Annotated in this window: 22 protein-coding genes and 1 pseudogene; 9 read left to right on the top strand and 14 right to left on the bottom strand. The window is 72.6% G+C overall.

Annotated features, from left to right (window positions below; all coding sequences use genetic code 11):
• Positions 1–80 precede the first annotated feature (80 nt).
• On the bottom strand, positions 81–854 hold the full coding sequence (locus OCT49_RS08760; protein WP_283851325.1) for an SDR family oxidoreductase: 774 nt from the start codon (positions 852–854) through the stop codon (positions 81–83).
• A gap of 292 nt (positions 855–1146) precedes the next feature.
• Here OCT49_RS08760 and OCT49_RS08755 point away from each other — a divergent pair, with 292 nt between their 5' ends.
• The gene (locus tag OCT49_RS08755; RefSeq protein WP_283851324.1) at positions 1147–2775 is read left to right on the top strand and encodes an alkaline phosphatase D family protein; all 1629 of its coding nucleotides are present in this window, start codon (positions 1147–1149) and stop codon (positions 2773–2775) included.
• A gap of 30 nt (positions 2776–2805) precedes the next feature.
• Here OCT49_RS08755 and OCT49_RS08750 read toward each other — a convergent pair whose 3' ends face one another.
• Positions 2806–3840 (bottom strand): Gfo/Idh/MocA family protein, encoded by a 1035-nt coding sequence (locus tag OCT49_RS08750; protein WP_283851323.1) that lies wholly within the window; start codon positions 3838–3840, stop codon positions 2806–2808.
• A 78-nt stretch (positions 3841–3918) separates the two neighbouring features.
• On the opposite strand from OCT49_RS08750, the gene OCT49_RS08745 reads away from it, so the two are divergent.
• Entirely contained in the window at positions 3919–5364 is a 1446-nt protein-coding gene (locus OCT49_RS08745; RefSeq protein ID WP_283855719.1) for a multidrug effflux MFS transporter, read from the top strand.
• 116 nt (positions 5365–5480) lie between these two features.
• Here the strand turns inward: OCT49_RS08745 and OCT49_RS08740 are convergent, their stop codons facing one another.
• Complete coding sequence (locus OCT49_RS08740) at positions 5481–6791, bottom strand: hypothetical protein (protein WP_283851322.1); 1311 nt, start codon at positions 6789–6791, stop codon at positions 5481–5483.
• Between the two features lie 141 nt (positions 6792–6932).
• Here OCT49_RS08740 and OCT49_RS08735 point away from each other — a divergent pair, with 141 nt between their 5' ends.
• Positions 6933–7931 (top strand): small ribosomal subunit Rsm22 family protein, encoded by a 999-nt coding sequence (locus tag OCT49_RS08735; protein ID WP_283851321.1) that lies wholly within the window; start codon positions 6933–6935, stop codon positions 7929–7931.
• Positions 7932–7995: 64 nt separating this feature from the next.
• Here OCT49_RS08735 and ddaH read toward each other — a convergent pair whose 3' ends face one another.
• Positions 7996–8811: a dimethylargininase gene (ddaH, locus tag OCT49_RS08730; protein ID WP_283851320.1), complete on the bottom strand. Its 816-nt coding sequence runs from the start codon at positions 8809–8811 to the stop codon at positions 7996–7998.
• 319 nt (positions 8812–9130) lie between these two features.
• Between ddaH and OCT49_RS08725 the strand changes: the two genes are divergently transcribed.
• Together OCT49_RS08725 and OCT49_RS08720 are read left to right on the top strand one after the other, a co-directional pair.
• Complete coding sequence (locus tag OCT49_RS08725; RefSeq protein ID WP_283851319.1) at positions 9131–9751, top strand: TetR/AcrR family transcriptional regulator; 621 nt, start codon at positions 9131–9133, stop codon at positions 9749–9751.
• A 156-nt stretch (positions 9752–9907) separates the two neighbouring features.
• Positions 9908–10654 (top strand): bifunctional DNA primase/polymerase, encoded by a 747-nt coding sequence (locus OCT49_RS08720; protein ID WP_283851318.1) that lies wholly within the window; start codon positions 9908–9910, stop codon positions 10652–10654.
• A gap of 142 nt (positions 10655–10796) precedes the next feature.
• Here OCT49_RS08720 and OCT49_RS08715 read toward each other — a convergent pair whose 3' ends face one another.
• From OCT49_RS08715 to OCT49_RS08685, 7 genes and pseudogenes are all read right to left on the bottom strand, one after another.
• Positions 10797–11744 (bottom strand): SCO2278 family lipoprotein, encoded by a 948-nt coding sequence (locus OCT49_RS08715; RefSeq protein ID WP_502963454.1) that lies wholly within the window; start codon positions 11742–11744, stop codon positions 10797–10799.
• The gene (gene efeU, locus OCT49_RS08710) at positions 11668–12651 is read right to left on the bottom strand and encodes an iron uptake transporter permease EfeU (RefSeq protein ID WP_283851316.1); all 984 of its coding nucleotides are present in this window, start codon (positions 12649–12651) and stop codon (positions 11668–11670) included. Before efeU ends, OCT49_RS08715 begins: the two co-directional genes overlap by 77 nt.
• 29 nt (positions 12652–12680) lie before the next feature.
• On the bottom strand, positions 12681–13955 hold the full coding sequence (efeB, locus tag OCT49_RS08705; RefSeq protein WP_283851315.1) for an iron uptake transporter deferrochelatase/peroxidase subunit: 1275 nt from the start codon (positions 13953–13955) through the stop codon (positions 12681–12683).
• Positions 13956–13975: 20 nt separating this feature from the next.
• Entirely contained in the window at positions 13976–15112 is a 1137-nt protein-coding gene (gene efeO, locus OCT49_RS08700; RefSeq protein ID WP_283851314.1) for an iron uptake system protein EfeO, read from the bottom strand.
• Positions 15113–15413: 301 nt separating this feature from the next.
• Positions 15414–16247: pseudogene (locus tag OCT49_RS08695) on the bottom strand (heme ABC transporter ATP-binding protein); the annotation flags it as partial.
• Positions 16244–17479, bottom strand: coding sequence for an iron chelate uptake ABC transporter family permease subunit (locus OCT49_RS08690; protein WP_283851312.1), 1236 nt, complete (start codon positions 17477–17479; stop codon positions 16244–16246). The gene OCT49_RS08690 and the pseudogene OCT49_RS08695, both read right to left, overlap by 4 nt.
• Positions 17476–18576, bottom strand: coding sequence for a heme/hemin ABC transporter substrate-binding protein (locus OCT49_RS08685; RefSeq protein ID WP_283851311.1), 1101 nt, complete (start codon positions 18574–18576; stop codon positions 17476–17478). The genes OCT49_RS08690 and OCT49_RS08685 overlap by 4 nt, the downstream gene beginning before the upstream one ends.
• Positions 18577–18711: 135 nt before the next feature.
• On the opposite strand from OCT49_RS08685, the gene OCT49_RS08680 reads away from it, so the two are divergent.
• The 3 genes from OCT49_RS08680 (at position 18712) to OCT49_RS08670 (ending at position 22639) form a co-directional block, all read left to right on the top strand.
• Positions 18712–20130 carry an HtaA domain-containing protein gene (locus OCT49_RS08680; protein WP_283851310.1) on the top strand — a complete coding sequence of 473 codons (1419 nt, stop codon included), beginning with the start codon at positions 18712–18714 and terminating at the stop codon, positions 20128–20130.
• A gap of 69 nt (positions 20131–20199) precedes the next feature.
• The gene (locus OCT49_RS08675) at positions 20200–21801 is read left to right on the top strand and encodes an HtaA domain-containing protein (protein ID WP_283851309.1); all 1602 of its coding nucleotides are present in this window, start codon (positions 20200–20202) and stop codon (positions 21799–21801) included.
• Between the two features lie 106 nt (positions 21802–21907).
• Entirely contained in the window at positions 21908–22639 is a 732-nt protein-coding gene (locus OCT49_RS08670) for a PhzF family phenazine biosynthesis protein (protein WP_283855718.1), read from the top strand.
• A gap of 63 nt (positions 22640–22702) precedes the next feature.
• On the opposite strand, the gene OCT49_RS08665 is transcribed toward OCT49_RS08670, so the two are convergent.
• Positions 22703–23365 (bottom strand): biliverdin-producing heme oxygenase, encoded by a 663-nt coding sequence (locus OCT49_RS08665; protein WP_283851308.1) that lies wholly within the window; start codon positions 23363–23365, stop codon positions 22703–22705.
• Positions 23366–23703: 338 nt separating this feature from the next.
• Positions 23704–24561 carry a type I methionyl aminopeptidase gene (map, locus tag OCT49_RS08660; RefSeq protein WP_283851307.1) on the bottom strand — a complete coding sequence of 286 codons (858 nt, stop codon included), beginning with the start codon at positions 24559–24561 and terminating at the stop codon, positions 23704–23706.
• Between the two features lie 57 nt (positions 24562–24618).
• Between map and OCT49_RS08655 the strand changes: the two genes are divergently transcribed.
• A complete protein-coding gene (locus OCT49_RS08655) occupies positions 24619–24849 on the top strand; it encodes a hypothetical protein (RefSeq protein ID WP_148834717.1) in 231 nt (76 codons plus the stop codon).
• 81 nt (positions 24850–24930) lie between these two features.
• Here the strand turns inward: OCT49_RS08655 and OCT49_RS08650 are convergent, their stop codons facing one another.
• Positions 24931–26286 carry an MFS transporter gene (locus OCT49_RS08650; RefSeq protein ID WP_283851306.1) on the bottom strand — a complete coding sequence of 452 codons (1356 nt, stop codon included), beginning with the start codon at positions 26284–26286 and terminating at the stop codon, positions 24931–24933.
• Positions 26287–26340 lie beyond the last annotated feature (54 nt).

The following is a 26340-nucleotide window of genomic DNA, read 5'->3' as shown; positions in this document are numbered from 1 at the left end:
GCGTTCCGGCGGACGGCAACCGCCCCGCCCGGTGCCCGGTTCGGGCGGGGGCGGTTGCCGTCCGCGCCCGGTGCGGGTCCTCAGCCGCGTCCCACGTACGGCATCGTCGTCGCCATGACCGTGGCGAACTGCATGTTCGCCTCCAGCGGCAGCTCCGCCATGTGGAGCACCGTCCGGGCCACGTCCGACGCCGCCATCACCGGTTCGACCGCGAGCTCGCCGTTGGCCTGGAGGGTGCCGGTCCGCATCCGCTCGGTCATGTCCGTGGCCGCGTTGCCGATGTCGATCTGGCCGCAGGCGATCCGGTACGGACGGCCGTCCAGCGACAGCGACTTCGTCAGCCCGGTCACGGCGTGCTTGGTCGTGGTGTAGGCGACCGAGTGGGGGCGCGGCGCGTGGGCCGAGATCGAGCCGTTGTTGATGATCCGGCCGCCCTGCGGATCCTGTTCCTTCATCAGCCGGTACGCGGCCTGCGCGCACAGGAACGCGCCCGTCACGTTCACGTCCACCACCGCCCGCCAGTCCTCCACCGCGAGGTCCTCGACGGGCACGGCGCCCGGCCCGAACGTGCCCGCGTTGTTGAAGAGCAGGTCGAGGCGGCCGAAGCACTCCCGTACCGAGGAGAAGAGCGCGGTCACGTCCTCGGGGCGGGACACGTCGGCGGGAACGGTGATCACCCGGGCGTCCGCCCCGGCCAGCATCGCGGTCTCGGCGAGGGGCCCGGGGCGCCGGCCCGCGAGCGCCACCGACCAGCCGGCCCCGGTCAGGGCGAGCGCCACCGCGCGGCCGATCCCGGAACCCGCACCCGTCACGACCGCCGTCTTCGCATCCGAGTTCAACGCTCTGTCGCTCATGGGGCCGCAGCGTACGCCCTTCCCGCTCCGGGACACGTGGGGTGCGTGAGGTCATGGCGGGTCAGAAAGACGTACGGGGTGACGAAAGACGTACGGGGTGACGGGTTCGCCCCTGGGGCGGTCGCCGAAGGGCGGACCTTGCCCGTCGGCCGTGAATGCGCGCTTTGTCCCGTGAACCCGTTCCTGCCGCATTACTCATCCCCCCGACGCCCGATCGACGCGAACACGACAGCCATTCGATGGGCCGGGCCGGTGGACTGACCGAGTACACCACCAGCAAGGGGAGGGACAGATGACGCACTCATCGCACCAGCAGGAGATGCGCGACGCAGCCAGGAACGTCGGCCGCCGCCGTTTCCTCACGGTCACCGGTGCCGCCGCCGCGCTCGCCTTCTCGGTCAACCTGCCGACCGCGGGCACCGCGAGCGCCGCCGAGCTGGACGCCCGGAGGATCACCGACGATCCGTTCACCCTCGGCGTCGCCTCCGGCGACCCGCTGCCCGACTCGGTCCTGCTGTGGACGAGACTTGCGCCGCGCCCGTACGAGGCCGACAGCGGACTGCCCAGGGCCCGGGTGCAGGTGCGCTGGGAACTCGCCCGCGACGAGCGCTTCTCCCGCATCGTCCGGCGCGGATCGGTCACCGCCCACCCGGAGTTCGACCACAGCGTCCACGTCGAGGTCAAGGGCCTCGACGCCGACCGCGTCCTCTACTACCGCTTCCGCGCCGGTACCTGGATCAGCCCCGTCGGCCGGACCCGCACCGCCCCCGCCCGCAACGCCCGCAACAGCGGGCTGAGCCTGGCCGCCGTCTCCTGCCAGGCGTACCACGACGGTTACTTCACCGCGTACCGGCACCTCGCCCGGGAGGACGTGGACGTCGTCCTCCACCTCGGCGACTACCTCTACGAATACGCCGTCAACGCCACCGGCGGGGCCCGCAACTACACCGACCGCAGGCTCCCCGCCCACTTCAACCGGGAGACGGTCACGCTGGAGGACTACCGGCTGCGGTACGCCCTCTACAAGTCCGACCCCGACCTGCGCGCCGCGCACGCCGCGCACCCCTTCGTCGTCACCTGGGACGACCACGAGACCGAGAACAACTACGCGGGCGGCACCCCCGAGAACGACGTCCCGCCGGAGGAGTTCCTGCTGCGCCGGGCCGCCGCCTACCGCGCGTACTGGGAGAACCAGCCGCTGCGCACCCCGCAGCGGCCGACCGGCCCCGACATGAAGCTCTACCGGCGCCTCCAGTTCGGCCGGCTCGCCCAGTTCGACATCCTCGACACCCGCCAGTACCGCAGCGACCAGGCGTACGGCGACGGCTGGCAGAAGCCCGGACCGGAGTCCGAGGACCCCTCGCGCACCATGACCGGCGCAGCCCAGGAGCGCTGGCTGCTGGACGGCTGGCACGCCTCGCGGGCCACCTGGAACCTCGTGCCCCAGCAGGTCGTCTTCGCCCAGCGGCACGACGTCCCCACCGACGCGTTCAAGGTGTCCATGGACGCGTGGGACGGCTACCCCGCCTCCCGGGCGCGGATCTTGCGGGGCGCCGAGGCGGCGGGCATCGACAACCTGATGGTGCTGACCGGCGACGTGCACGTCGGCTACGGCTTCGACCTGAAGAAGGACTTCGGCGACCCGTCCTCGCGCACCGTCGGCACGGAGATCGTCGCCACGTCCATCAGCAGCGGCAAGGACGGCTCGGACAAGCCCGGCAGCTGGAACAACCAGATGCAGGCCAACCCGCACATGAAGTTCTTCAACGGCCGGCGCGGCTACGCCGTCGTCACGCTGGACCAGAAGCAGGCGCGTGCCGACTACCGCACGGTGTCGGCCGTCACCACCCCCGGCGCGCCGCTGTCGACCGCCGCCTCCTTCGTCACGGAGGTGGGCAACCAGGGCCTCATGCCCGCCTGATCGGGCGGGCCCGCCCGACCCGGCAGGTTCTCAGGCGTCGGCCGGGTAGCGGACGCCGATGCGGTCACGTACCGCGTCGAGCGTCCGCATCACGGCGAGGGAACCGTCCAGCGGCACCAGCGGCGACTCCGTCTCGCCCGCCCGCAGCGCCCGCGCCACCTCGGCCTGCTCGAACTGCAGGCCGCGCAGCCCCTCACCGGCCCCACCGACCCCACCGGCGGTTCCAAGGCCTGCGGCGGTGAACTCCTCGGGGTCGTGTCCCGGCCGGTGCAGCACGAACCGCTCCGGGTGGAAGAAGCCGGGCGGGAAGTCGATCCGCCCCTTCGTGCCGGTGATCGAGGAGGTCCGCGGGGTGTCCGCCACGATCGAGCAGTTCAGCAGCGCCGAGGCGCCCGCCTCCGACCAGCCCAGCAGCATCGCGGTGTGCAGATCGACGCCCTCGGGGGAGAGCAGCGCGTCCGCCTGCACCCGGTCCGGCTCGCCCAGCAGCAACTGCGCGAACGAGACCGGGTAGACCCCGAGGTCCAGCAGCGCGCCACCGCCCAGCGCCGGGTCGCGCAGCCGGTGCCCGGCCCCGAAGGGCCCCGTGATCCCGAAGTCGGCCTGCACGGTGCGGATGTCGCCGATGGCGCCGTCCCGCACCAGCTCCGTCATGCGCCGGACGACCGGATTGCAGTACGTCCACATGGCCTCCATCAGGAAGAGCCCCCGGTCCCGGGCGAGCTTCACCAGCTCCTCCGCCTCCCGGGCGTTGAGCGTGAACGCCTTCTCGCACAGCACGTGCTTCCCGGCCTCCAGGCAGAGCGCGGCCGCCTCCCGGTGCGCCGAGTGCGGCGTCGCCACGTACACCACGTCGACCTCGTCGTCGGCGGCGAGGGCGGCCCAGTCGCCGTACGCCCGGGGTATCCCGAACCGCTCGGCGAAGGCCCGCGCGGAGGTCTCCGTACGGGACGCGACGGCCACCACCTCCGAACCCGGCAACGACCGGAGGTCCTCGGTGAATGTCGCGGCGATACCGCCGGTGGCCAGCACGCCCCACCGAACGACCCTGTCCGTGCCCGTCATGACTGCTCCCCAGGAAGGTCTCGACCAGTCCAGCTGAGCTGAGAGCATAGATGCGGATTCAACGACATGGAGATGACAATGCCGGAGAGCGGCGCAAGCCGGGCCCAGCAGGAACGTACACACACATCGACCACCGGAACCGGGACGGCGGAGCCGGGAACCGCCCCCGGCGCCGGAACCAGGGACCGGAAGACTGACAAGACCGACCGGACCGACAAGGCGGACGGGACCGGCCGGGCGGACGCGACCGACCGGACCGGCACGGCCGCCGCCGGCACCGCCGGGACGCCTCCGGGCAAGCCGGCCGTCACCGGAGCGGCCCGCCGCACCGGCCTCCTGGTCACCCTCGTCCTCGGCGGCCTCACCGCACTGCCGCCGCTCTCCATGGACATGTACCTCCCGGCCCTGCCCGCGGTCACCGAGTCCCTCCAGGCCCCCGCCGCGACCGTCCAGCTCACCCTCACCGCCTGCCTCACCGGCATGGCGCTCGGACAGCTCGTCGTCGGACCGATGAGCGACCGGTGGGGCAGGCGCGGGCCGCTGCTCCTCGGCATGATCGTCTACGTCGTCGCCACCGCGATCTGCGTCTTCGCCCCCACCGCCGAACTCCTCATCGGCTTCCGCCTGCTCCAGGGCCTGGCCGGCTCGGCGGGCATCGTCATCGCCCGCGCCGTGGTGCGCGACATGTACGACGGCGTGGAGATGGCCAAGTTCTTCTCCACCCTGATGCTGATCTCCGGCGTCGCACCGATCATCGCGCCGCTCATCGGCGGCCAGGTGCTCCGGTTCACCGACTGGCGGGGCGTCTTCGCCGTCCTCACCCTCGTCGGCCTGGTCCTCACCCTGGTCGTCTGGAAGTGGCTGCACGAGACCCTGCCGCCGCAGGACCGGCACACCGGCGGGATCGGCGACACGCTGCGCACCATGCGCGGACTGCTCGCCGACCGGGTCTTCACCGGCTACATGATCGCGGGCAGCCTCGCCTTCGCCGGCCTCTTCGCGTACGTGAGCGCCTCGCCGTTCGTCATGCAGGAGATCTACGGGGCCTCGCCGCAGACGTTCAGCCTGCTCTTCGGCGTCAACTCGATCGGGCTGGTCGCCGTGGGCCAGATCAACGGCAAGCTGCTGGTCGGCCGGGTCAGCCTGGACAAGGTGCTGACCTTCGGGCTCTCGGTCATCGTGCTGGCCGCCACCGCACTGCTGCTGATGACGTCCGGGGTCTTCGGGGACGTGGGCCTGGTACCGGTCGCGGCCGGGCTGTTCGTGCTGATGTCGGCGATGGGGCTCGCGGCGCCGAACACCAACGCGCAGGCCCTGATGCGCACCAAGCACGCCGCCGGGTCCGCCTCCGCGCTGCTCGGCACCTCCTCGTTCCTGATCGGTGCCGTGGCCTCCCCGCTCGTCGGGATCGCGGGCGAGGACACGGCCGTTCCGATGGCCCTGGTGCAGCTGGTGTGCGGGGTGGGCGCGATGGCCTGCTTCCTCGGGATGTGCCGGCCCTGGCAGCGGACGTCGACCCCATGACGCCATGACCCCATGACGCAGGACGACGGGGCCCGGGAGACGCCGGGAAACGGAACGGGCCGGACGGCCGGGCGCGTGCCCGGTCCGCCCGGCCCGTCATGGTCCGGTGAACAGTCCTACGAGGCCGACCTCGGGTAGCCGATCAGGTGCGGGCGGTCCTTCTCGTCCGTCCAGCGGAACAGCCCGACCCCGTCCGCCGTCTCCGCGCCCGGCAGCCGCACGTTGGACGGCAGGGCGCCCGTCGAACCGCTGCGGACCGCGACCGCGACGGGGGTGCCGCGCCCGGCCAGGACGTCGGCCGCGTTGCGCGCGCTCGTCGCGCCGTACGCGACGCCCTCGTCGTTCACGGACGCCAGCGTCAGCGGCTTCGTGCCGTCCGCCCCCTCGAAGCAGAACCCGCGCTTCGTGGCCACGTCGAAGGCGAGCGGCCCGGCCACCAGATAGCTGCCCGACGGGGCGGCGACCAGCTGCGGGTACTGGCCCGGCTTTATCGCGGGCTTGCTGCACTCCACCGAGGCCAGCGTCTTGCCCGACTCCGCGTCGTGCACCGCCCACAGGTCGTGGGTGGCGGCGCGCTTGGCCTTCTTGTCGAGCTGCCACTTCGCCAGGATCACCCCGGGGATCACCGAGGTCGGGATCCCGCTGGCCTTGTCCGTCCCCTTGGGAGCGACGTTGCGGCTGAACCAGCCGCCCTGCACCCAGAACTCCCTGGACCCGCTGACCAGCAGACCCTTCTGCGTCAGCCCGAGCACCTCGGTGAGCTGCTTGCAGGTCTTGCAGCCCTTGGGGTACTTGAGCGCGGAGGGCGCGACGTCCGACACCCGGCCGGTCACCGGGTCGACCACCGTGCTGTGGGTCCGGCCGTCGCTGATGAGGATGCCGGGGCCGGTGGTGGAGACCGTCGGGACGGAGTTCCACGGCACCTCGACGCGCCGCCGGGAGCCGTCCTCCACGTCGTAGACGTCCAGCGAGACGATCGTGTCGGCGGGGGTCAGCGCGTTCTCGCCGACCTTTCCGTACGCCCACGTCACGAAGTACTCGTGCTCGTCGACGGTGACCTGGAGGAGCCGCGGGAAGTGCTTCGGCGACGGGGGCCGCCAGCTCTCCCCGTGCCAGCCGGGCTGCCCGGTCTTCGAATCGATGGTCCGCAGCTGGTACTTGGTGTCCGACTCCCGCACCAGATAGGCGAGACGGCCCGTCGTCCGGGACAGCGCGTAGTCGGGGGAGGTGCCGATGAGCTCCCAGCCGTTCTCCGGGGCGTACGCGGAGGGGACCGTGAGCTGCGTCACCTCGGCCGGGCTCTTCCTGGCCTGCTTCTTCGGCACGTCGTTGTTCTTCCCGCCACTTCCGCACGTGGCCAGCAGAAGAAGCATGACAAGCACGAGTACTCCGCCGACCAGAACCAGGCGCACGATCTTCTGTCTCATGGTTCCCCTCGATGGGTGATCCCGACCTCGCGGCGGTCAGCGTAGCAACTTGGGCAGGCATCGCGGCAGTTCGGATTCCGCTCAGTTCTACGCGGATAGCGCGGCGGCGCCGGGTGCGTCGTCTTTGCCTACAATTTGTCGGTGAACGCCACCCTCCCCAATGCGGAAACACTGCGTGCGGCGCTGGCCGGACTGCTCGACGGCCTGCCGCCCCGGCAGGCGTCCCGGGCCGTCGACCGGCTCATCGCCAACTACCGCGGCACCACCCCCACCGACGCGCCGGTGCTCCGCGACCGCTCCGACGTTGCCGCGTACGCCGCGTACCGGATGCCCGCGACCTTCGAGGCGGTACGGTCCGCCCTCGACGCCCTCCGGGAGGCGGCCCCCGACTGGGCACCCGCCACCCACACCGACGTGGGCGGCGGCACCGGAGCAGCGAGCTGGGCCGTGGCGGGGGCCTGGGAAGGAACCGGGACGACGGTGCTGGACTGGTCCGAGCCCGCGCTCGCCCTCGGCCGCGAGCTGGCGGAACTCTCCGGCGCCCCCGCCCTGCGCGCCGTCGAGTGGCGCCGGGCCCGGATCGGCGAGGGCCCCGGCCTCGCCGCCACGGACCTGGTCACCATCTCCTACGTGCTCAAGGAACTCCCGGCGGACACCCGCGCCGCCCTCGTGGACACCGCCGCCGCGGCGGCCCAGGCGGTCGTGGTCGTCGAACCGGGCACCCCCGACGGCTACGCCCGCGTCATCGAGGCCCGCGACCGGCTGATCGCCGCCGGCCTGACGATCGCCGCGCCCTGCCCGCACAGCGCCGCCTGCCCCATCGAGCCGGGCACGGACTGGTGCCACTTCTCGGCCCGGGTCAGCCGCTCCTCGCTGCACCGGCAGGTCAAGGGCGGCTCGCTGCCGTACGAGGACGAGAAGTTCAGCTACGTCGTGGCGACCCGCTTCGAGGCGCGGCCCGTCCGGGAGCGGGTCACCCGCAAGCCGCAGATCCGCAAGGGGCAGGTGCTGCTGGACCTGTGCACCCGCGACGAGGCCCTGCGCCGCGCCACGGTCACCAAGCGGCACGGCGAGCTGTACCGGGCCGCCCGGGACGTCGCGTGGGGCGACGCCTGGCCGCCGCCCGGCGAGCACGGCTGAGAGCCTGCCGGGCGGCCGCCCGGCAGGCTCCGGGGGCCGCCCGCGGACGGGCCGGCCCGCCCCCTCACGCCCGCAGCTCCTGCGTGCAGCACTTCACGCTGCCGCCGCCCTTCAGCAGCTCGCCCAGATCCATCGGCACCGGCTCGAAGCCCCGCGCCCGCAACGGGTCGAAGAGCCCCGTCGCGCCCTGCGGCAGCAGCACGTGGAGCCCGTCGCTCACCGCGTTCAGGCCGAACGCCGCGGCGTCCGCCTCCCGGGCGATCAACGCGTCGGGGAAGAGCCGGGCGAGCACCGCGCGGCTGCCCGGCGAGAACGCCTCCGGGTAGTACATGACCTCGTCGGCCGCGTCGTCGAGCACGGACAGGGCCGTGTCCAGGTGGTAGTAGCGCGGGTCGACCAGGTCGAGCCCGATCACCGGACGCCCGAAGAACTCCTGCGCCTCGCCGTGCGAGAGCGGGCTGGACCGGAAGCCCCGCCCGGCCAGGACGTAGGACGAGGTGACCGCGAAGTCGCCCTCGCCCTCGTTGACGTGGTCCGGCTCGTGGACCTCGGTGAAGCCGTTGGCCCGGAACCACTCGCGGTGGGCCCCCGCCTCCTCGTACCGCTCCCGGTACGCGAACCGGGCACCCAGCACCCGGCCGTCGACGACGGTGGCGCCGTTGGCGGCGAACACCATGTCGGGCAGGTCGGGGCGGGGCGTGAGCAGCTCCACGGTGTGCCCGAGGGCGCGGTACCGGTCGCGCAGGTCCTCCCACTGGGTCTGGGCGAGGGGGAGGTCCACGGGCTTGCTGGGGTCCATCCAGGGGTTGATGGAGTACGTCACCCTGAAGTGTGTGGGGGCGCACATCAGGTAGCGGCGGGGTGTGGCTTCACGAGGCATGCATGCTCCTCACGAAAGGCAGGGATCGCCTGCCGGGGACAGCGCACGGGTGTGCGTGGGTGAGCCCATGGTCCGCTCTCCGGGGCCCGCCGCACAGTGATCCGAACGGGTGGTTCCGCACGGAGCCGGAGAGGCGGTCCGGGCCGGACGGGAGCCGGGCGCTCCGGGGCCGCGGCCGCCGGGTTCCGCGCGACGGGTGGACGAGTTGCGGGGGGACCAGTTGCGAGGGGGGGCGAGTTGTGGGCGGACGAGTTGCGAGGGGAGGCGAGTTGCGGGGAGACGATACGTATCGACTCGTGGCGTTGCTAGATTGACCGGCATGACAGAGAACCGGACGCCCGACTCCAGCCGCCGCAGCGAACGCTCGCGCCGCGCGATCCACGACGCGGCGCTCGGCCTGGTCGGCGAGGTGGGCTACCCGAGGACCACCATCGAGGCCATCGCCGCCCGGGCCGGCGTCGGCAAGCAGACGATCTACCGCTGGTGGCCGTCCAAGGCGGCCGTCCTCCTGGACGCCTTCATCGCCCTCGGCGAACGGACCGCCGGGCGGGCCGAGGGGGAGCCCGCCCCCGCGCTCCCGGACACCGGTGACCTCGCCGCCGACCTCGGGACCGTCCTGCGGGCCACCGTCGACGAACTGAACGACCCCGCCTTCGAGGCACCCACCAGGGCGCTGGCCGCCGAGGGGATCGTCGACCCGCGGCTCGGCGCCGAATTCGTCGAGAAGCTGCTCGCCCCCTCGTTCGAGCTGTACGCCGCACGGCTGCGAGCCGCCCAGGAGGCCGGGCAGATGCGGGCCGACGCCGACCCGAGGGTCGCCCTGGAGCTCCTCGTCGGCCCGGTCACCCACCGCTGGCTGCTGCGCACCGGCCCGCTCACCCACGACTACGCGGACGCGATCGTCGACCACGTCCTGCGGGGGATGCTGCCGCACCCCTGAGGGACGGCCCCGAGGCACACCCGTCATTTCGTGACAAGGGGACGCATTGTTCCCGACCCGTGGTGTCGTCGTCCGTACCCCGCTTCGGAAGTCCGGCCACCCGAGGCGCAGGATGGTGGGACCATGGGTAGGGGCAACATTCAGGTAAGGGGATAGATGGGCGCCGATTTCGGCCGTAATCGCGGCTCAGAGAGCAAGTTTTCCCAATGGCTTCGCCGCCGACCCAAACCGCACCAGAGCGAGGTCGACGACACCGCCCGGGAGGCGCTGCTCCTGGCTGTCGCCGAAGCCGGAATGCCGATCGCACCGGCCGCCCACCCGGTCGGGTACCGATGTTCGTGCGAACGCATCGGCTGTCCCACGCCCGCCCGCCATCCCGTCTCCTTCGCCTGGCAGACCCAGTCCACCACCGACCGGGCACAGATCGAGCGCTGGGCCCGCAGCCAGCCGCAGGCCAACTTCATCACCGCGACCGGCATGATCCACGACGTCCTCGACGTGCCGCTGGCCGCGGGCGAGCAGGCGCTGGAGCGACTCCTCGCCGCGGACATCGACGTCGGCCCCGTCGCCCGGTCCGGCGACGACCGGATGCTCTTCTTCACCGCCACCCGGGGCACGCCCGAGGACGAGGACGAGTGGTGGCCCTGCGAGCTGGACTGCCACCCCGAGACCATGGACGAGCACCCCGGCATGCGGTGGCACTGCCGGGGCAGCTACGTGCTCCTGCCGCCGGCCAGGCTGCCGGGCGAACTGGACGTGCGATGGGTGCGGGGGCCGGAACATTCGCTGCCCGACCCGCTGACGCTGCTGGAGACGCTCACCGACGCGTGCGCGCAGTACGCCGACGCCGCGGACCAGAGCGAACTCGACCACGACGCGGTGGCCTGGCCGTTGAGCCGTTGAGCCGTTGAGCCGTTGAGCCGTTGAGTTGCTGGGCCGCCGGGCGGGCGGCCCGGGACGGTCCGGAGCGGGGCGGGGTGGGCCCTCCCGTACCGGACCACGGTTGCCGGGTCACGGTCGCCGGGTCACGGCCGCCCCGGCACCCTCACGAGCCCTTCGCCGCCGTCAGGCCGGGCAGCCGGTTCAGCACGACCACCTTGCCGTCGTTCTCCGTCGCGCCCTTCTTCGGGACGTACACCAGCTGACTGGAGATCCGCTCCTTGGTGAGGGTGGACTTCACCTCACCGGTCAGCAGCGCCGACACGTCGTCGTTGACCGGCGGGCGCAGCCCCTTCGCCGCGGTCTGCCGCTCGAAGTGCTTGCTGCTGAAGAAGACCAGCGCCCCGCCGTCCTTCGTCCGCAGCCCCAGCGGGCCGAACGCGTCGCGGTTCAGCGGCTGGTCGATGTACTGGTACGAGAAGCCCGCCCGCCGGGTGTTCCGGCGGGTCTCCCGCCAGCCCGAGGTGGTGGTGCCGGGGGCGAAGACGTCCGGGGTGCCCTGTTGCAGGTAGTCCGTGTACTGCTTGCCCAGGTCCTCCGGCGCCACGGCCAGTCCGGCGGCGTCCGCGGCCACCGGTACGGCCCGGCCCTCGTCGTCCTTCGCGAACTCGGGCACCCGGGAGGGGGCGACGACCGCCAGATAGGCGGCCTTCCACCCGGCGCCGGGCCCGGCCTTGGTGAAGACGATCAGCCAGCGGGTGTCCAGTTTCCCGCTGTCCTGGTCGCGGTTGGAGTCGGTGTCCGCGAGGAACCACCGGGGCCAGCCGGCCTTCTTCGGGATGACGTAGGTGGCGTCGGTCAGCTCCAGCGGCGTGTGCTTCGGGTTGCCGTCCGGGCTGTTCTTCTGCCGTGCCTTCAGCCCGGCCTGGTTGATCGCGCCGAGCGGGCCGGTGACCCGGTCCGCGTCCAGGGCCGGGTCGTACGCCTTGTCCGCCGCGTTGTACGCGGCGGTGAAGTCCTTCAGTGCCTGCGCGGCCTCAGATTTGGTTGCCGTCGGCACCACTTCCAGCTCGCCGTGCACCGTCACGCACCCGCTCGCCGTCAAGGACAGCACCGTCGCCGTCGCGAGCCCCGTCGCCAGCCGAATCGGCCTCAGGCTTCTCATCCGTAGCTTTCCGCGCCTTCTGATCCGTCGCCCCTCCGGAGGGGGCCCCTGACCGTCCGAACCCTACCGGGGCGAGGAACAGCGCGAGCGTGGGTATCAGATACAGCGCCCACACCGTGACCTGGAGGACGGTCGGGTCGGGCTGGAAGTTGAACGTGCCCTTCAGCAGCGTGCCGTACCAACTGTCCGGCGGGATCGTGGAACTGATGTCGAACGCCCGGTCGTGGAGACCGCCGACGAACTCGGCCTCCTGCAGGTCGTGGACGCCGTACGCGAGCACGCCCGCGGCCACGACCACCAGCATGCCGCCGGTCCAGGTGAAGAACTTCGACAGGTTGATCCGCAGCGCGCCCCGGTAGAACAGCCAGGCCAGCACGACGGCGGTCGCGATCCCGAGGAACGCGCCGATCATCGGATGCCAGCCGTCGCCCGCCGCGTGCACCGCGCGCCACACGAACAGCGAGGTCTCCAGGCCCTCCCGGCCCACCGCGAGCAGCGCCGTGGCGACCAGCGCGCCGGTGCCCATGGCGAGCGCCGCGTCGAGCTTGCCGTGCAGTTCCGACTTCAGGTGCCGTGCGGTGCGCCGCATCCAGAAGACCATCCAGGTGACCAGGCCGACGGAGATGATCGACAGCGAACCGCCGAGCGCCTCCTGGGCCTTGAACGTCATCTCCTGCGAACCGAATTCGAGCCCGGCGCCGAACGCCAGGCTGATGACGACGGCGATCCCGACCCCGGTCCAGATCGGCACCAGCTTGTTCCGGTTGCCGGTCTTCACCAGGTAGGCGATGAGGATGCAGACGACGAGGCCGGCTTCCAGTCCCTCGCGCAGGCCGATCAGGAAGTTGCTGAACACGTCCCGGTTCTCCTTTCCGTTTCGACCCGTTACGAGAACAGCGCCCGGCCCCACCAGTCGTCCTTGTCGCGGACGCCCGGCGGGACGGCGAAGTGCGCCGAACCCACGTGCTGGATGTACTCGTTGAGCGCGTCGTGCGCCGCGAGGCGCCGCTGGAGCGGGATGAACGCCTTGCGGGTGTCGCGCTGGTAGGCGATGAAGAACAGCCCGGCGTCGAGTCGGCCCAGGCCGTCGGTGCCGTCGGTGAAGGAGTAGCCGCGGCGCAGGATCGTCGCGCCGTCGTTGCTGTCCGGGTGGGACAGCCGCACGTGCGCGGTCGGCAGCATCGCCTTCAGGAACGGCTCGTCGTGCTCGGAGGGCTTGCCGACCGGGGCGCCCTCGCCCTTGTCGCGGCCGAAGATGTCCTCCTGCTCCTGGAGCGGGGCGCGGTCCCAGGTCTCGATGTGCATCCGGATGCGGCGGGCCACCAGGTACGAACCCCCGGTCATCCAGTCCGCCCGGTCCTTCGCACCGACCCACACGTGCTTGTCCAGGGCGGCGGTGTCGGTGCCGGAGATGTTCCGGGTGCCGTCCTTGAAGCCGAACATGTTGCGCGGGGTCTGGGCGTCCGGCGTCGTGGACGACGTCTTGCCGAAACCCAGCTGGGACCAGCGGATCGCGACGCGGCCCATGCCGATCCTGGCCAGGTTGCGGATGGCGTGCACCGCGACCTGCGGGTCGTCCGCGCACGCCTGGACGCAGATGTCGCCGCCGCTGCGGGCCGCGTCGAGGTTGTCGCCGGGGAACTTCGGCAGGTCCACGAGCGCGGCGGGACGCCGCTCCTCCAGACCGAACCGGCCCTTGGCGAAGAGCGAGGGGCCGAAGCCGACGGTGAGCGTGAGCCGGGACGGCTTGAGCCCCAGCGCCTCGCCCGTGTCGTCCGGCGGCGCCTCGGCCGGGCCGCCGTACGCCCCGTCGCCGACCGCGTGACCGGCCGTCATCCGCTCGGCCGCCCGCGTCCACTCCTTGAGCAGCGCGACCAGTTCGGCCCGGTCCTTCGTCGTCACGTCGAACGCGGCGAAGTGCAGCCGGTCCTGCACGGCGGTGGCGATGCCGGCCTGGTGCGCGCCGTGGAACGGCACCGCCGCGCCGCTGTCCGCGGCCGGTACCGCCGGGTCGCCGGACCGCACCGCGGCGACCGTGCCGCCGGCCGCGACCGCGCCGAGCGCGAGCCCGGCACCGCCCCAGCCCAGCAGCGCCCGCCGGGACGGGGCGGGGCCGGAGGTCCGCTTCGGGGTTTCGCCGGCCGGTGTCTGTCCGGACATGACCAGAGCCCTCCCGCTCGTTACTTCGTGACCGCGGCGGCGAGCCGGGACAGCGGCTCGGCCAGGGCGTTGACCGCGTCCGACAGCTCCTTGCGGTCCGCCTTGCCGACCTTGTCGTACGAGGTGAAGTCGTAGGAGTCCTTGTCCGCGCGGTACTTGTCCAGCAGCGTGTTCAGCTCCGCGAACCGCTTGTCCAGGTCGGCGGTCAGGGCCGCGTCGTTCTTCGTGGCGATCGGCTTCAGCAGCTCGTAGGACTTCTGGGCGCCCTCGACGTTGCCCTTGAAGTCGACCAGGTCGGTGTGGCTGTAGCGCTCCTCCTCACCGGTGACCTTGCCGGTGGCGACCTCGTCGAGGAGTTCCTTGGCACCGTTGGCCATCGAGGTCGGGGTGATCTCCGCGGTGCCGACCCGCTTCTGCCAGTCGAGCAGGTCCTTGTACAGGAGCGGGGCGAGGGCCTTCTCCTCGGCGCCCAACTTCTTGTCCTGCCACAGCGCCTTCTCCAGGCGGTGCCAGCCGGTCCACTTCTGGCCGTCCTCCAGGCCGTCCTCGCGGATGTCGACCTTCGGGTCGATGTCGCCGAAGGACTCGGCGACCGGCTCGGTGCGCTCCCAGCCGAGCCGGGAGTCGGCGTAGAGCTTCTTGGCGGTTTCGATGTCACCGGCGGCGACGGCGTCCGTGAACTTCTTGGCCTTCGGCAGCGTCTCGTCGGCCTGGGCCTGGACGTAGGTGCGGTACTCCGCGACCGCCTTGTCCATCTCGGGGCTGCGCTTGACCGCGGTGCCGCCGGTGACCTTCAGCTTCTGCCGGATGCCGTGGCCCTTCATGCCGGGCTTGCAGGCGATCTCGTACGAACCGGCCTTTACCTCGGCGGTGATGTTCGCCTTGGTGCCGGGGCCGATGTTCTCGCGCTCGGCGACGATGCGGTCGTCGGGGAAGAGGATGTAGACCTCGGTGACCTTGGAACCCTTGTTCTCCACGGCCAGTTCGACGTGACCGGCCGGCAGCTCCTTCTTCGACACCTCGCAGGCGTCGTCCTTCGCGACGACCCGCACGGCGCCGTCGCCCTTGCCGTCGCTCTTCTCCGCGCAGCCCGTGACGGCGGTCAGGGCGGCCGCGGTCGCGGCGGCGGTGGCGACGGAGAGACGAACGGCTCGCATGAGGGCTCCACGGAGGCTGGGAGGAGAAGGGTGGAAGGTCGGACAAAGGCCAGTGAGGCGGACCTAACTTAACCGAGGCTTACCTGACCGGTACCCACCCGTGCAGTGATTCAGCTCTCATCCCCGGAGCCCGGGAACGGGGCGATCACGAGTGCCCCATGAGGAGTTCACGGGCACCCCACGAAGGGCTCATGGGATGGTCAAGCAGTGGTCAAGCCCCCTTGGGTTCCGTCCGGTCGGTCCGGGCGGGCCCGAGGCGGTCCGGGCGGTGGTCGAGGCGGTCCGGGCGGTCCGGGTGGGGGCGGGTCGGTACGACGAGGGGCACCCCGGTCCGCGGGTGCGGGAACACCTCGACCGGCTGCCGGTAGACCTCGCCCAGCAGCCCGTCCGTGAACACCTCGCCGGGCGGGCCCGCCACCGCGATCCGTCCGCCGTTCAGCACGGCCACCCGGTCCGCGTACGCCGCGGCCAGCCCCAGGTCGTGCAGCACCACCACGACCGCGTCCCCCGCCGCGGCTCGCTCCCGGCAGACCCGCAGCACCAGTTCCTGGTGGCGCAGGTCGAGTGCGGCGGTCGGCTCGTCGAGCAGCAGCAGCGGGGCGCGCTGCGCCAGCACCCGGGCCAGGGCGACCCGGGCCCGCTCGCCGCCGGACAGCGCGGAGAAGGGGCGCGGGGCGAAGTCGGTGACCTCGGTCGCGGCCATCGCCCCGGCGACGGCCGCGTCGTCCTCGTCCGCCCCCGCGGTGCCCGCCCACGGCGCCCGTCCCATCCGGACGACGTCCTCGACCGGGAACGGGAAGGACAGCGCGGCGGACTGCGGCAGCACGGCCCGGCGCAGCGCCAGATCGGCGGCCGACCAGTCGGCGACCGGGCGCCCGTCGATCCGGACCTCGCCGCTCCCGGCGGGCAGGTCGGCGGCCAGCGCGGCCAACAGGGTCGACTTCCCGGCCCCGTTGGGCCCGACGAGCGCCAGCACCTCGCCCGCGTGCGCGGTCAGGTCGATGGAGTCGAGCACCGGCCGCTGCCCCAGCCGCACCCGCAGCCCGCGCGCCTCGACGACGGGGGAGCCGTGGGGGACGGGAGCGGGCGGCAGGCGCCGTGCGCGTACCCGGAACGGATTCCTCGGGGTCCTCATGCCCAACCACCTTGCTTGCGACGGGTCCTGCGCAGCAGCCAGAAGAAGAACGGGCTGCCGAAGAAGGCGGTCAGCACACCGAGCGGCAGTTCGGCGGGGGCCGCGACGGTACGGGCCGCGAGATCGCCCACCACCAGCACCAGGGCCCCGCCGAGCGCGCTGCCGGGCAGGAGGAAGCGGTGCCCGGGGCCGTTCGCCATCCGCAGCAGATGCGGCACCAGCAGCCCCACGAACGAGATGATCCCGGCGACCGCCACCGCCGCGGCGGTCAGCAGCGCCACGACGAGCACCAGCACGATCCGCAGCCGCTCGACGTCGACCCCCAGATGCCGGGCCGGCCGCTCACCGAGCGCGAGGAGGTCCAGCTTCCGGGCGTGGAACGGCGCGACGAGCAGCCCGAGCACCGCGCAGGGCAGCACGGCGAGCACCTTCGGCCAGGTCGCCTGGGCCAGCGAACCCAGCTGCCAGAAGGTGATCTGGGAGACCTGGGCGTTGTCGGCGAAGAAGACGAACAGCCCGATCAGCGCGCCCGCGAAGGCGTTGACCGCGATGCCGGTGAGGATCAGCGTCACCACCTCCGTCCGCCCGCCCGACCGGGACAGCGCGTACACCAGCAGCACGGTCGCGAGCCCGGCGACGAACGCGCAGACGGTGATGGTCCAGTTGCCGAGGAAGGTCAGCCCGAGCGCGATCGAGCCGACCGCGCCGACGGCGGCCCCGGAGGAGATCCCGATCACCCCGGGCTCGGCGAGCGGATTGCCGAACACGCCCTGCATCAGGGCGCCCGCACAGCCCAGCGAGGCCCCGACCAGCAGGGCGAGGACGACCCTGGGGAGCCGTACGTTCCACAGCACGCTCTCGCCGACCCGGTCCAGCGCGGCCCCGCCCAGGCCGATCCGGTGCTGGACGGAGGCGAGCACGTCGCCGAGCGGGATGTGGTACGCGCCGAGCCCGGCGGACAGCAGGCAGGCCACCGCGAGCGCGGCGAGCAGGGCGGCGGTCAGGACGAGGGTGCGGGGGCGCCGGGCCCCCGGCGCCGAAGGCCGTTCCGGCGGCGTGGTGGCGTCGGAACGGATGTGTTCCGGGGAGGTGGTGGCCTCGGAGTGGGGGTGGTCCGGTGGCGTGGTGGCGTTGGAGCGGATGTGTTCCGGGGAGGTGATGGCCCCGGAACGGGGGTGCTCCGGTGGCGTGGTGGCGTCGGAGCGGATGTGATCCGGGGAGGCGGTGGTCATCCGTCGGCCCCGTCCTCCGGGTGGAGCTGTGCGATCAGGTCGCTCAGCACCCGGTCGGTGCGCGGACCGTAGTTCAGCAGCACCCCGTCGTCGATGGAGACGATCCGCCGGTCCATCCCGGCCGGGGTCTCGGCGATGCCCGGGATCTTCACCAGCCCGTCGACGCCGCCCACCGATTCGAGCCCCTTGCGCATCACCAGGATGGCGTCGGGCGCGGCCTTCGCGAGTGCCTCGCTGGTGATGGCGGTGAAGTCCTTCTTCAGCTCGGACGCCTTTCCGGCGTCGACGGCCCCCGCCGCTTCGAGGAGCGAACTCGCCCCGGAATCCCGGCCGCCCAGCAGGTAGACGGAGGCGGAGCCGCGCAGGTAGAGGAAGGCGACCCGGGGCTTTCCCCGGCCCTTCGCGGGGGCGGGCACGGACTCCTGGACCGCCTCGATCCGGGACCGGGTCCGGGTCTTCAGCTCGGTGCCGGAGTCCGGTACGCCCAGGGCGGCCGCCACGGCGTCGATCCGGCGGTCGACGTCGGAGAGTTCCTTGGCGGGGGCGACGACGACCAGCGGGATGCCGGCGTCCCGGATCTGCTCGACGGCCTCCGCCGGTCCGGTCGTGGTCTCGGCCAGAACGACGGTCGGCTTCAGCGACAGCACGCTCTCCGCCGAGACGTCGTGCGCGCGGGTCACCACCGGGAGCTCCGCGGCCTGTTCGAAGGTGGCCGTGATGTCGCGGGCCACCACCCGCCCGCCGAGGCCGAGCGTGAAGACGATCTCGCTCAGGCCGCCGGTCAGCGGGACGATCCGGTCCGCGGAGCCGATGGTGACCCGGGTGCCGTCGGCGGACTTCACGGTGGCGGGCAGCCGCGGTTCGGGCGTGGTGGCCAGCGGCTCGACCCGGTCGACGGCCCGCTCCGGAGCGGCGGCGCCGGTTCCGGTACGGGTGTCCTCCGTACCGGTGCCGTCGCCGCCGCAGCCGGTCAGGGCGAGGGCCAGGGCGAGCCCGGCGGCCAGTGCCCCCAGCGGGCCCCGGGCTCCGCCGGGCCGGCGCCCCGGCCGCCGGTCGCCGCCCTGGCCCGGTGGGGCGAAGTCCTGCGAGAAGCGCACTGGGGCACCGTCCTGTCGTTCTGCGGTGGGGCGTTGGTCATGGTTCGCGAGTGATGTGGTGAAAGGGGGTACCACCGCGAGACATGTGTAGCTTAGGTTAGCCTTACCTGACTTTCCAGACCTCGGAGGGGTTCCATGCTGCCGTCCAGACCTGCCCGCGCACTCGCCGTCGCGCTCCTCGCGACGGTGTCGGCGGCCCTGCTCCCGGCCGTCGAGGCGCAGGCGGCGGCCCGCCCGGTGCAGGGCGGCAGGCTGGACTGGGGCATCAAGTCCTCCTTCCAGAGCTATGTCACCGGCCCCGTGGCGAACGGGAGTTGGAGCCTGACCGGCGGCGCCGCCACGGCCGGCGGCAGCCGGTTCCGCTTCCACTCCGCCACCGGTTCCTACGACCCGGCGACCGGGGCCTTCGGCTCGTCCTTCTCCGGCGGGGTTCACTTCGTTGGCCACAGGAAGGCCGACGGCAGCCACGAACTGGACCTCACCATCAGCCGCCCCACCGTCCGCATCACGGGCGGCAGCGGCACCGTGTACGCCGACATGGTCAGCAAGGACCGGGGGAGCGGCCGGGTGACCTCGGCCGCCCAGGTGCCGCTCGCCACGCTCGGCCTGTCCGGGATCGACATGAAGGGCGGTTCCACCCCCATCGCCCTCCGCGACGTCCCCGCGACACTGACCGCGCAGGGTGCCAGGGCGTTCGCCGGCTACTACACGGCGGGCACCCCGCTCGACCCGGTCAGCCTCTCCGTGGACAGCACCGCCCCGGCGGGGAAGCCGGCCGCTTCCCCCTCCCCGGAGAAGAAGGAGAAGAAGCCGGAACCGAAGAAGAGCGGCACCGGCAGGGCCGCGGGGCGCTTCGAGGACGCCGCCGTCGACTGGGGCGTCCGCCGCACCTTCCGCGAATACGTCACGGGCGCCGTCGGCAAGGGGAAATGGACCCTCGCCGACGGCGCCCGGGACGGCGGCGCGCTCTTCCGCTTCCCGCGCGGCAAGGGCACGTACGACCCCCGGGGGCAGTCCCTGGACGCCGACTTCGCCGGCAGCGTCCGCTTCACCGCCGCCGACGGGCTCGATCTGGAACTGTCCGCCGTCGCGGTCCGGATCGAGAAGGGCAGGGGCACGCTGCGGGCCGACGTGCGCGGCGACGGCGACCGGCGCAAGGCCGTCCCGCTGGTCACCTTCACCGCGAAGGACTTCGAGCCGAAGAACGGCCTCGCGGTCCTCACCGAGGCCCCCGCGACCCTCACCGCCCAGGGCGCCGAGGCGTTCGGCGGACTCTACCGGAAGGGCACCGCGATGGACCCGGTCTCGCTGGCCGTGGCCGTCGACGCCGGGGCCGAACTGCCCGCCCTGCCCGACCTGGGCAGCGCCCCCGACCCGTCCCCCGACCAGTCCACCGAGCCGTCCGCACCGCTGGTGAAGAAGGCCGCCCCGGCCGCCGACTCCGGTCCCGGCACCGGCCTGTACCCGGTCATCGGAGGCGCGGCCGTACTCGCCGCCGCCGGGGGCGCCCTGTACCTCGCCCGCCGTCGCGGCGCCCGGCGGAACGCCGACTAGGACCCGCCCCGCCCCACCCCCGTTTCCCTTCCTCCACCCCGTTCCGTCCCCCAGAGGAGTCCCACCACCATGGCAGCCACCCGCCGCCCCATAGCCCTCGCCGCCGCCGTCGCCACGGCGGCCGCCCTCGGCGTGAGCGCGCTCGTCCTTCCCGCGACCGCGGCCACGACCACCACGACCACCACGACCGCCGACGGTGCCGCGGCGGCACCGAAGCTGGAACTGAAGGACGGCACCCTGGACTGGGGCGTCAAGGAGTCCTTCCGCAAGTACCTCGCCGCGCCGTTCTCCGGAGGGAAGATCACCGTCCGGGACGGAGCCACCCAGGCAGCCGGCAACGGCGTGTTCACCTTCGCCGACGGCAAGGGCACGTACGACACGGCCACGCACGCCACCGACACCGCCTTCGGGGGCGGCGTCCACTTCTACGCCCACGACGGCGCGCTCGACATCACGCTCTCCGACGTGAAGCTCGCCACGGCCGGCGCCGAGGGCGCGATCACCATGGACGTCACCACCCCGAAGGGCACCAGCGACGACGTGAGGTTCGCGGCCCTGGACCTCTCCGGGGTGAAGCCGGGCCGGGGCGCGGACGGCGCGATGGTCTTCGCGGACATCCCGGCGACGCTGACGAAGGCCGGCGCCGAGGCGTTCCAGGGCCAGTACAAGGAGGGCGAGGCGCTCGACCCGGCCACCCTCTCGGTGAAGGCGGTCGCACCCCCGTCCCCCGACCCGAGCACGAAGCCGTCCACCGGCCCGTCCACGGAACCGTCCACGAAGCCCTCCACCGGCCCCTCCACGGAGCCGAGCGGCGGCCCCACCTCGTCCACCGCCCCGTCCCCCGACCCGTCCGGTTCCTCCTCCGGCGAACCGGCCGCCGAGCCGGGCGAGATCCTCGACGGCACCCTGGACTGGGGCGTCAAGAAGTCGTTCCGCGCGTACGTCACGGGCCCGCTCGCCCAGGGCCGGATCGAGACGACGGCCGGGGCCACCGCCTCCGCCGGCGGCTACCGCTTCCCCGGCGCCACCGGCCGCTTCGACGCCACTGAGCAGACCCTCACCGCGAAGTTCGACGGCAAGGTCCGCTTCCTGGGCCACGAGGAGAACGGCGAGTACGCCCTCGACCTCTCCCTGACCAACCTGGAGGTCCGGGTGAACGGGACGAAGGGCACGCTCGTCGCGGACGTCACCTCCAAGGACCGCAAGACCAAGGAGGTCTCGGTGCGCACCGGCCTCGCCGTCGCCGACCTGAAGCTCCCCGCAGGCGAACTCGCCGCGAAGAAGGGCGTGTTGAAGCTCTCCGGCATCCCGGCGACCCTCACCGCCGACGGGGCCGGGGCATTCGCCGGGATGTACCGCAAGGGCGAGCAGTTCGACGCGCCGACCATCGCGGTCGCCCTCGAAAAGGGTGCCGAACTCCCCGGCGCCGAGGGCGAATCCGGCACCGCGGGCGGCACCGGCACCGCGGGAGGCGCCGCGACCACCACCGGTGGCGGCAGCGTGGGCGGCGGATCGACCGGTGGGTCGGTCGGCGGGACGGTCGGGGGCTCGGGTGCCCTCGCCGCCACCGGCTCCGACCTCCCGGCCGGTGCGCTGATCGCCGCCTCGGGCGTCGTCGTGGCGGCCGGTGCCGGGGTCGTGGTCGCCGCCCGCCGGCGCCGCACCGCCTGACCCGCCCGCCCCGAAGGGGGGCGGCCCCGCCCGGGTGACGGACCGTTCGCACGGCCGGCGCCCGGGCGGATGCTTGAATGCGCACGTGAGTGACAGCGACTTCGACATGCCCGCAGGCATCGACGTACTGCGGGTGTTCTGCGGCCCCGACGGCAGGCACGGCAACGCCCTCGGGGTCGTGCGCGACGGCCGCACGTACCCCGACGAGGCGTCCCGGCAGGAGCTGGCCCGCCGACTCGGGTTCAGCGAGACCGTGTTCGTCGACGACCCCGAGCGCGGCCACGTGGACATCTACACCCCCGGGCTCCGCCTCCCCTTCGCCGGGCATCCGCTCGTCGGCGCCGCCTGGCTGCTCGACCTGGAGATCCTGGAACTGCCGGTGGGGGACGTGTTCGCCCGCCAGGACGGGGAGTTCACCTGGATCTCCGCCCGCCCCGAGTGGGCGCCGCCGCGCCTGCTGGAACGGTACGCGTCCGTCGCCGAGGTCGAGGCGCTGACCGGGCCCCCGCCGGGCGAGGGCTGGCTGTACGCGTGGGCCTGGGAGGACGAGGCGGCGGGCCGGGTCAGGGCGAGGGCCTTCCCCAGGCGTATCGATGAGCGCGGCGCCAGCCGCTCCGGTGGAGCCGGGGCTTGCACCGGGGGGATCGCGGAGGACGAGGCGACGGGGGCGGCGGCCCTGCTGCTCAGCGCGCACCTGGGGCGCGCCCTCAACATCATCCAGGGCCGCGGCTCCCAGATCCTCACCGCGCCCGCCCCCGACGGCACGGTGGAGATCGGGGGCCGCGTCGCGCTGGCCGGCCCCGGCCGGACACGCGCCGAACACGGGCCGGGCGCATGACGACGCGGCGGGCGGGGCGACCGCCGTACTCCGGTCGCCACCGTCCGCCGCGCCGTCCGGACGCTACGCGCTGAGCGGGAACGCCTCGCCCAGCTCCCGGAACACCGCCGTGTTCAGCGCGAACGCGCGCTTGCACTCGTCGATGACGCGCTGCTTCTCCAGGTCGTCCGCGTCCAGCCCGTCCAGCAGCTCGCGGTAGTCCCGCTTGAACGAGGCGGGGTTGGGGATCTGCTCGAAGACGTAGAACCGCACACCGTCGCCCTTTCGCGCGAAGCCCCAGGTGCGCTCCGCCCGGTCGCGGATGATCTGGCCGCCCGAGAGGTCGCCGAGGTAGCGGGTGTAGTGGTGCGCGACGTATCCCGCGGGCCAGGAACGGGCGCACTCGGCGACCCGGGCGGCGTACGCGGCGGTGGCGGGCAGCGGCTCCAGGCCCGCGCGCCAGTCGGCGCCCCGCAGATGGGCCAGGTCCCGCTCCAGCTCGGCGGTGCGCATCAGCTCGGGCCGTATGAACGGTCCGGCCACCGGGTCGGTGCCCAGCTCCCGCGCGCCTTCCTCCAGGGCCCGGTACACGAACCACAGCTGCTCGGTGTAGCGCGTGTAGGCGTCCACCCCGAGCCGCCCGCCCAGCAGGTCACTCATGAAGGACGAGGTCTCCGCCTCGGTGTGCTGCTCGTGCGAGGCGGTGCGGATGAGCGTCGAGAAGGGGGTGGCGGTGGTTGCGTCCAAGGCGGGCCTCCGGGGCCGAGGGGGACGGGAAGTCCGGGGAAGAGAGGGGAACACCGACGGCGGCCCCCGTGCGGAGGCTGCTGTCGACATCCCCGATCCTGCTACTTAGGCTTACCTAAGTCAACAGCTTCCCGACGTTCTGTCGGGAAAGTTTCCGACAGGCTGTCGGTAAAAACGATACGCCTGGTTCCGCTCCTCGGGGAGGTGGAGGGCCCGCGGGCGGACATGCGGAAGCGGCCGCCCGGGGAGGACGGCCGCTTCCGCGAGACTTCTATGGACTTCTGTGGGGCTTCCAGGGGACTTCCGCGGAACGACCGGCGGGACGACCGGCGGAACCGCTACGGGAGCGTCAGGATCTCGGCGCCCGTGTCCGTCACCACCAGCGTGTGCTCGAACTGGGCGGTGCGCTTGCGGTCCTTCGTCACGACGGTCCAGCCGTCGTCCCACATGTCGTAGTCGTGGGTGCCCAGCGTCAGCATCGGCTCGATGGTGAACGTCATACCCGGCTTCATCACCGTGGTCGCGTGCGGGCTGTCGTAGTGCGGGATGATCAGGCCGGAGTGGAACGAGGAATTGATCCCGTGCCCGGTGAAGTCCCGCACCACCCCGTAGCCGAAGCGCTTGGCGTACGACTCGATGACCCGCCCGATCACATTGACCTGCCGCCCCGGCCGGACCGCCTTGATGGCCCGGTTCAGCGCCTCCCGGGTGCGCTCCACGAGGAGCCGGGACTCCTCGTCCACGTCGCCGCAGAGGTACGTGGCGTTGTTGTCGCCGTGCACGCCGTTGATGTACGCCGTCACGTCGAGGTTCACGATGTCGCCGTCGCGCAGCACCGTGGAGTCCGGGATGCCGTGGCAGATCACCTCGTTCAGCGAGGAGCAGAGCGACTTGGGGAAGCCCCGGTAGCCGAGCGTCGACGGGTAGGCCCCGTGGTCGCACATGAACTCGTGGGCGACCCGGTCGAGTTCGTCCGTCGTGACGCCCGGTGCGATGTGCTTCGCGGCCTCCTCCATCGCCTGCGCGGCGATCCGGCCCGCGATGCGCATGCGCTCGATGGTGTCGGCGTCCTGGACCTCCGGACCGGTGTACGGCGTCGGGGCCGGCTTGCCCACGTACTCGGGGCGCCGGATGTTTCCGGGAACGGTGCGGATGGGAGTGATCTCCCCGGGTACGAGCAGCGACTGGCCAGACATGTCAGCGAGTCTAACCAGCGCGCTTGGGGCAGCATGGCCCCGAGGGAAGGAGCCGTGATGGCCCTGTTCAAGAAGCGCACCGTGGGCAAGCCGGGTGAATGGTTCTACTGCCTGCAGCACCAGAAGGTCGAGGAGGGCCCCGAGTGCCCGGCCAAGGACCGTTTCGGGCCGTACGCCACCCGCCAGGAGGCGCAGCACGCGATGGACACCGCGCGGGAACGGAATCTGGAGTGGGAGAACGACCCCAAGTGGCACGACCGGGACACCCCCACGGACCCGGAGGCGTGAAAGACGCCGGGCCGGCCGGGCCGGAGCCGCCCGGGAAGCCCGGGGCCGGGTCCTTCGGGGCCGGCCCCGGGCTCCCGTCGCTCAGGCGCCGGAGGCACTGGCCTCCGCGCCGCCCGGCCCGGCCCGTTCCACCTGTTCGGCCTCGCGCTGCGCCCGCCTGCGCACCGCGTCCTCGTCGGTCTCGGAGTCGTACGTGAGCAGCTTGGGGAGGGTCGCGGCGAGCAGCGCGACCGAGGCCACACAGGCCACGCCCCCGCTCCAGATCGCCGCCCTGGTCCCCGTCCAGCCCGCCATCGCACCGGCCCGCACCTGACCCAGCTGCGGTCCGACGCTGTACGAGAGCACCTCGATGCCCGCCAGCCGGCCCCGCAGCTCCTCCGGAATGGTCTGGTTCCAGATCGTGGAGCGGCCGAGCCCGCTGAGCATGTCGCCCGCGCCCGCCACCGCCAGGCAGACCAGCACCAGCCATACGTTGCCGAACCACCCGGCCCCCGCGATCGCCAGCCCCCAGACCGCGGCCCCGAACACCACCAGCAGTCCGTGCCGCCGCACCCGCGCCGTCCAGCCGCTGGTCAGCCCCAGCAGCAGCGACCCGACCGAGTCCGCGGCGTACATCAGGCCCAGCGACCAGTCGGCGCCCAGGTCGTCCGCCAGGAACGGGAAGATCGCGTTCGGGAAGGCGAAGAACATCGCGGCCATGTCCACCGCGTACGTCCCCAGCAGCACCGGCCGGCTCCAGGCGTACTTCGCGCCCTCCACGATCCCGCGCAGCGAAGGCTTCGCGTTGTCCCGGACGGGTGGCGCGGGCGCCAGGCGCAGGCACAGGAGCACGGAGACGGCGAAGGTGACCACCGTGACCGTGTACGCCGTGGCGTGCCCGGCGTAGGCGACCACCAGCCCCGCCACCGCCGGACCGGTGATCGCGCCGAACTGCCAGCGCAGCGAGTTCAGCGCGGCGGCCGCGGTCAGCTGCTGGTGCGGCACGATCCGGGCCATCAGGGAGTCCAGCGCCGGCCGCTGGAGCCCGGAGAGCGCGGAGACCCCGGCCGCGACCACGTACAGCGGCCAGAGCATCGGACTCGGCAGCGCCGCGTTGACCAGGAGGATCAGGGCGAGCACCCCCAGCCCCGCCTCCGTCGCCAGGATCACCTTGCGGCGGTCCACGGCGTCCGCCAGCGCCCCGCCGTACAGGCCGAAGACGACCAGGGGCACCAGCTCCACCGCCCCCATCGCGCCGACGGCCAGCGGGGAACCCGTCAGCTCCTTGATCTGGAGCGGCAGCGCGATCAGGGCCATGAAGCTGCCGAAGTACGTCACCAGGCCCTGGATCCACAGCAGCCGGAAGTCGGCGTGGGAGCGCAGCGGGGTGAGGTCGGGCAGCAGGGCGAGGAGCCGGGCCGCCGGGGACGCGGCGGGCGGGGGCGGGGCAGGGGTCACGAGGGGCCATGCTCCGACGCGGCGCTCGCACGGTGCAACAACTTTTCGCGGGGG

Source organism: Streptomyces sp. ML-6 (genome assembly GCF_030116705.1).
Classification (GTDB): domain Bacteria; phylum Actinomycetota; class Actinomycetes; order Streptomycetales; family Streptomycetaceae; genus Streptomyces.
The sequence above is the reverse complement of the archived record's forward strand: the minus strand, read 5'-3'. Positions and strand labels throughout refer to the sequence as shown.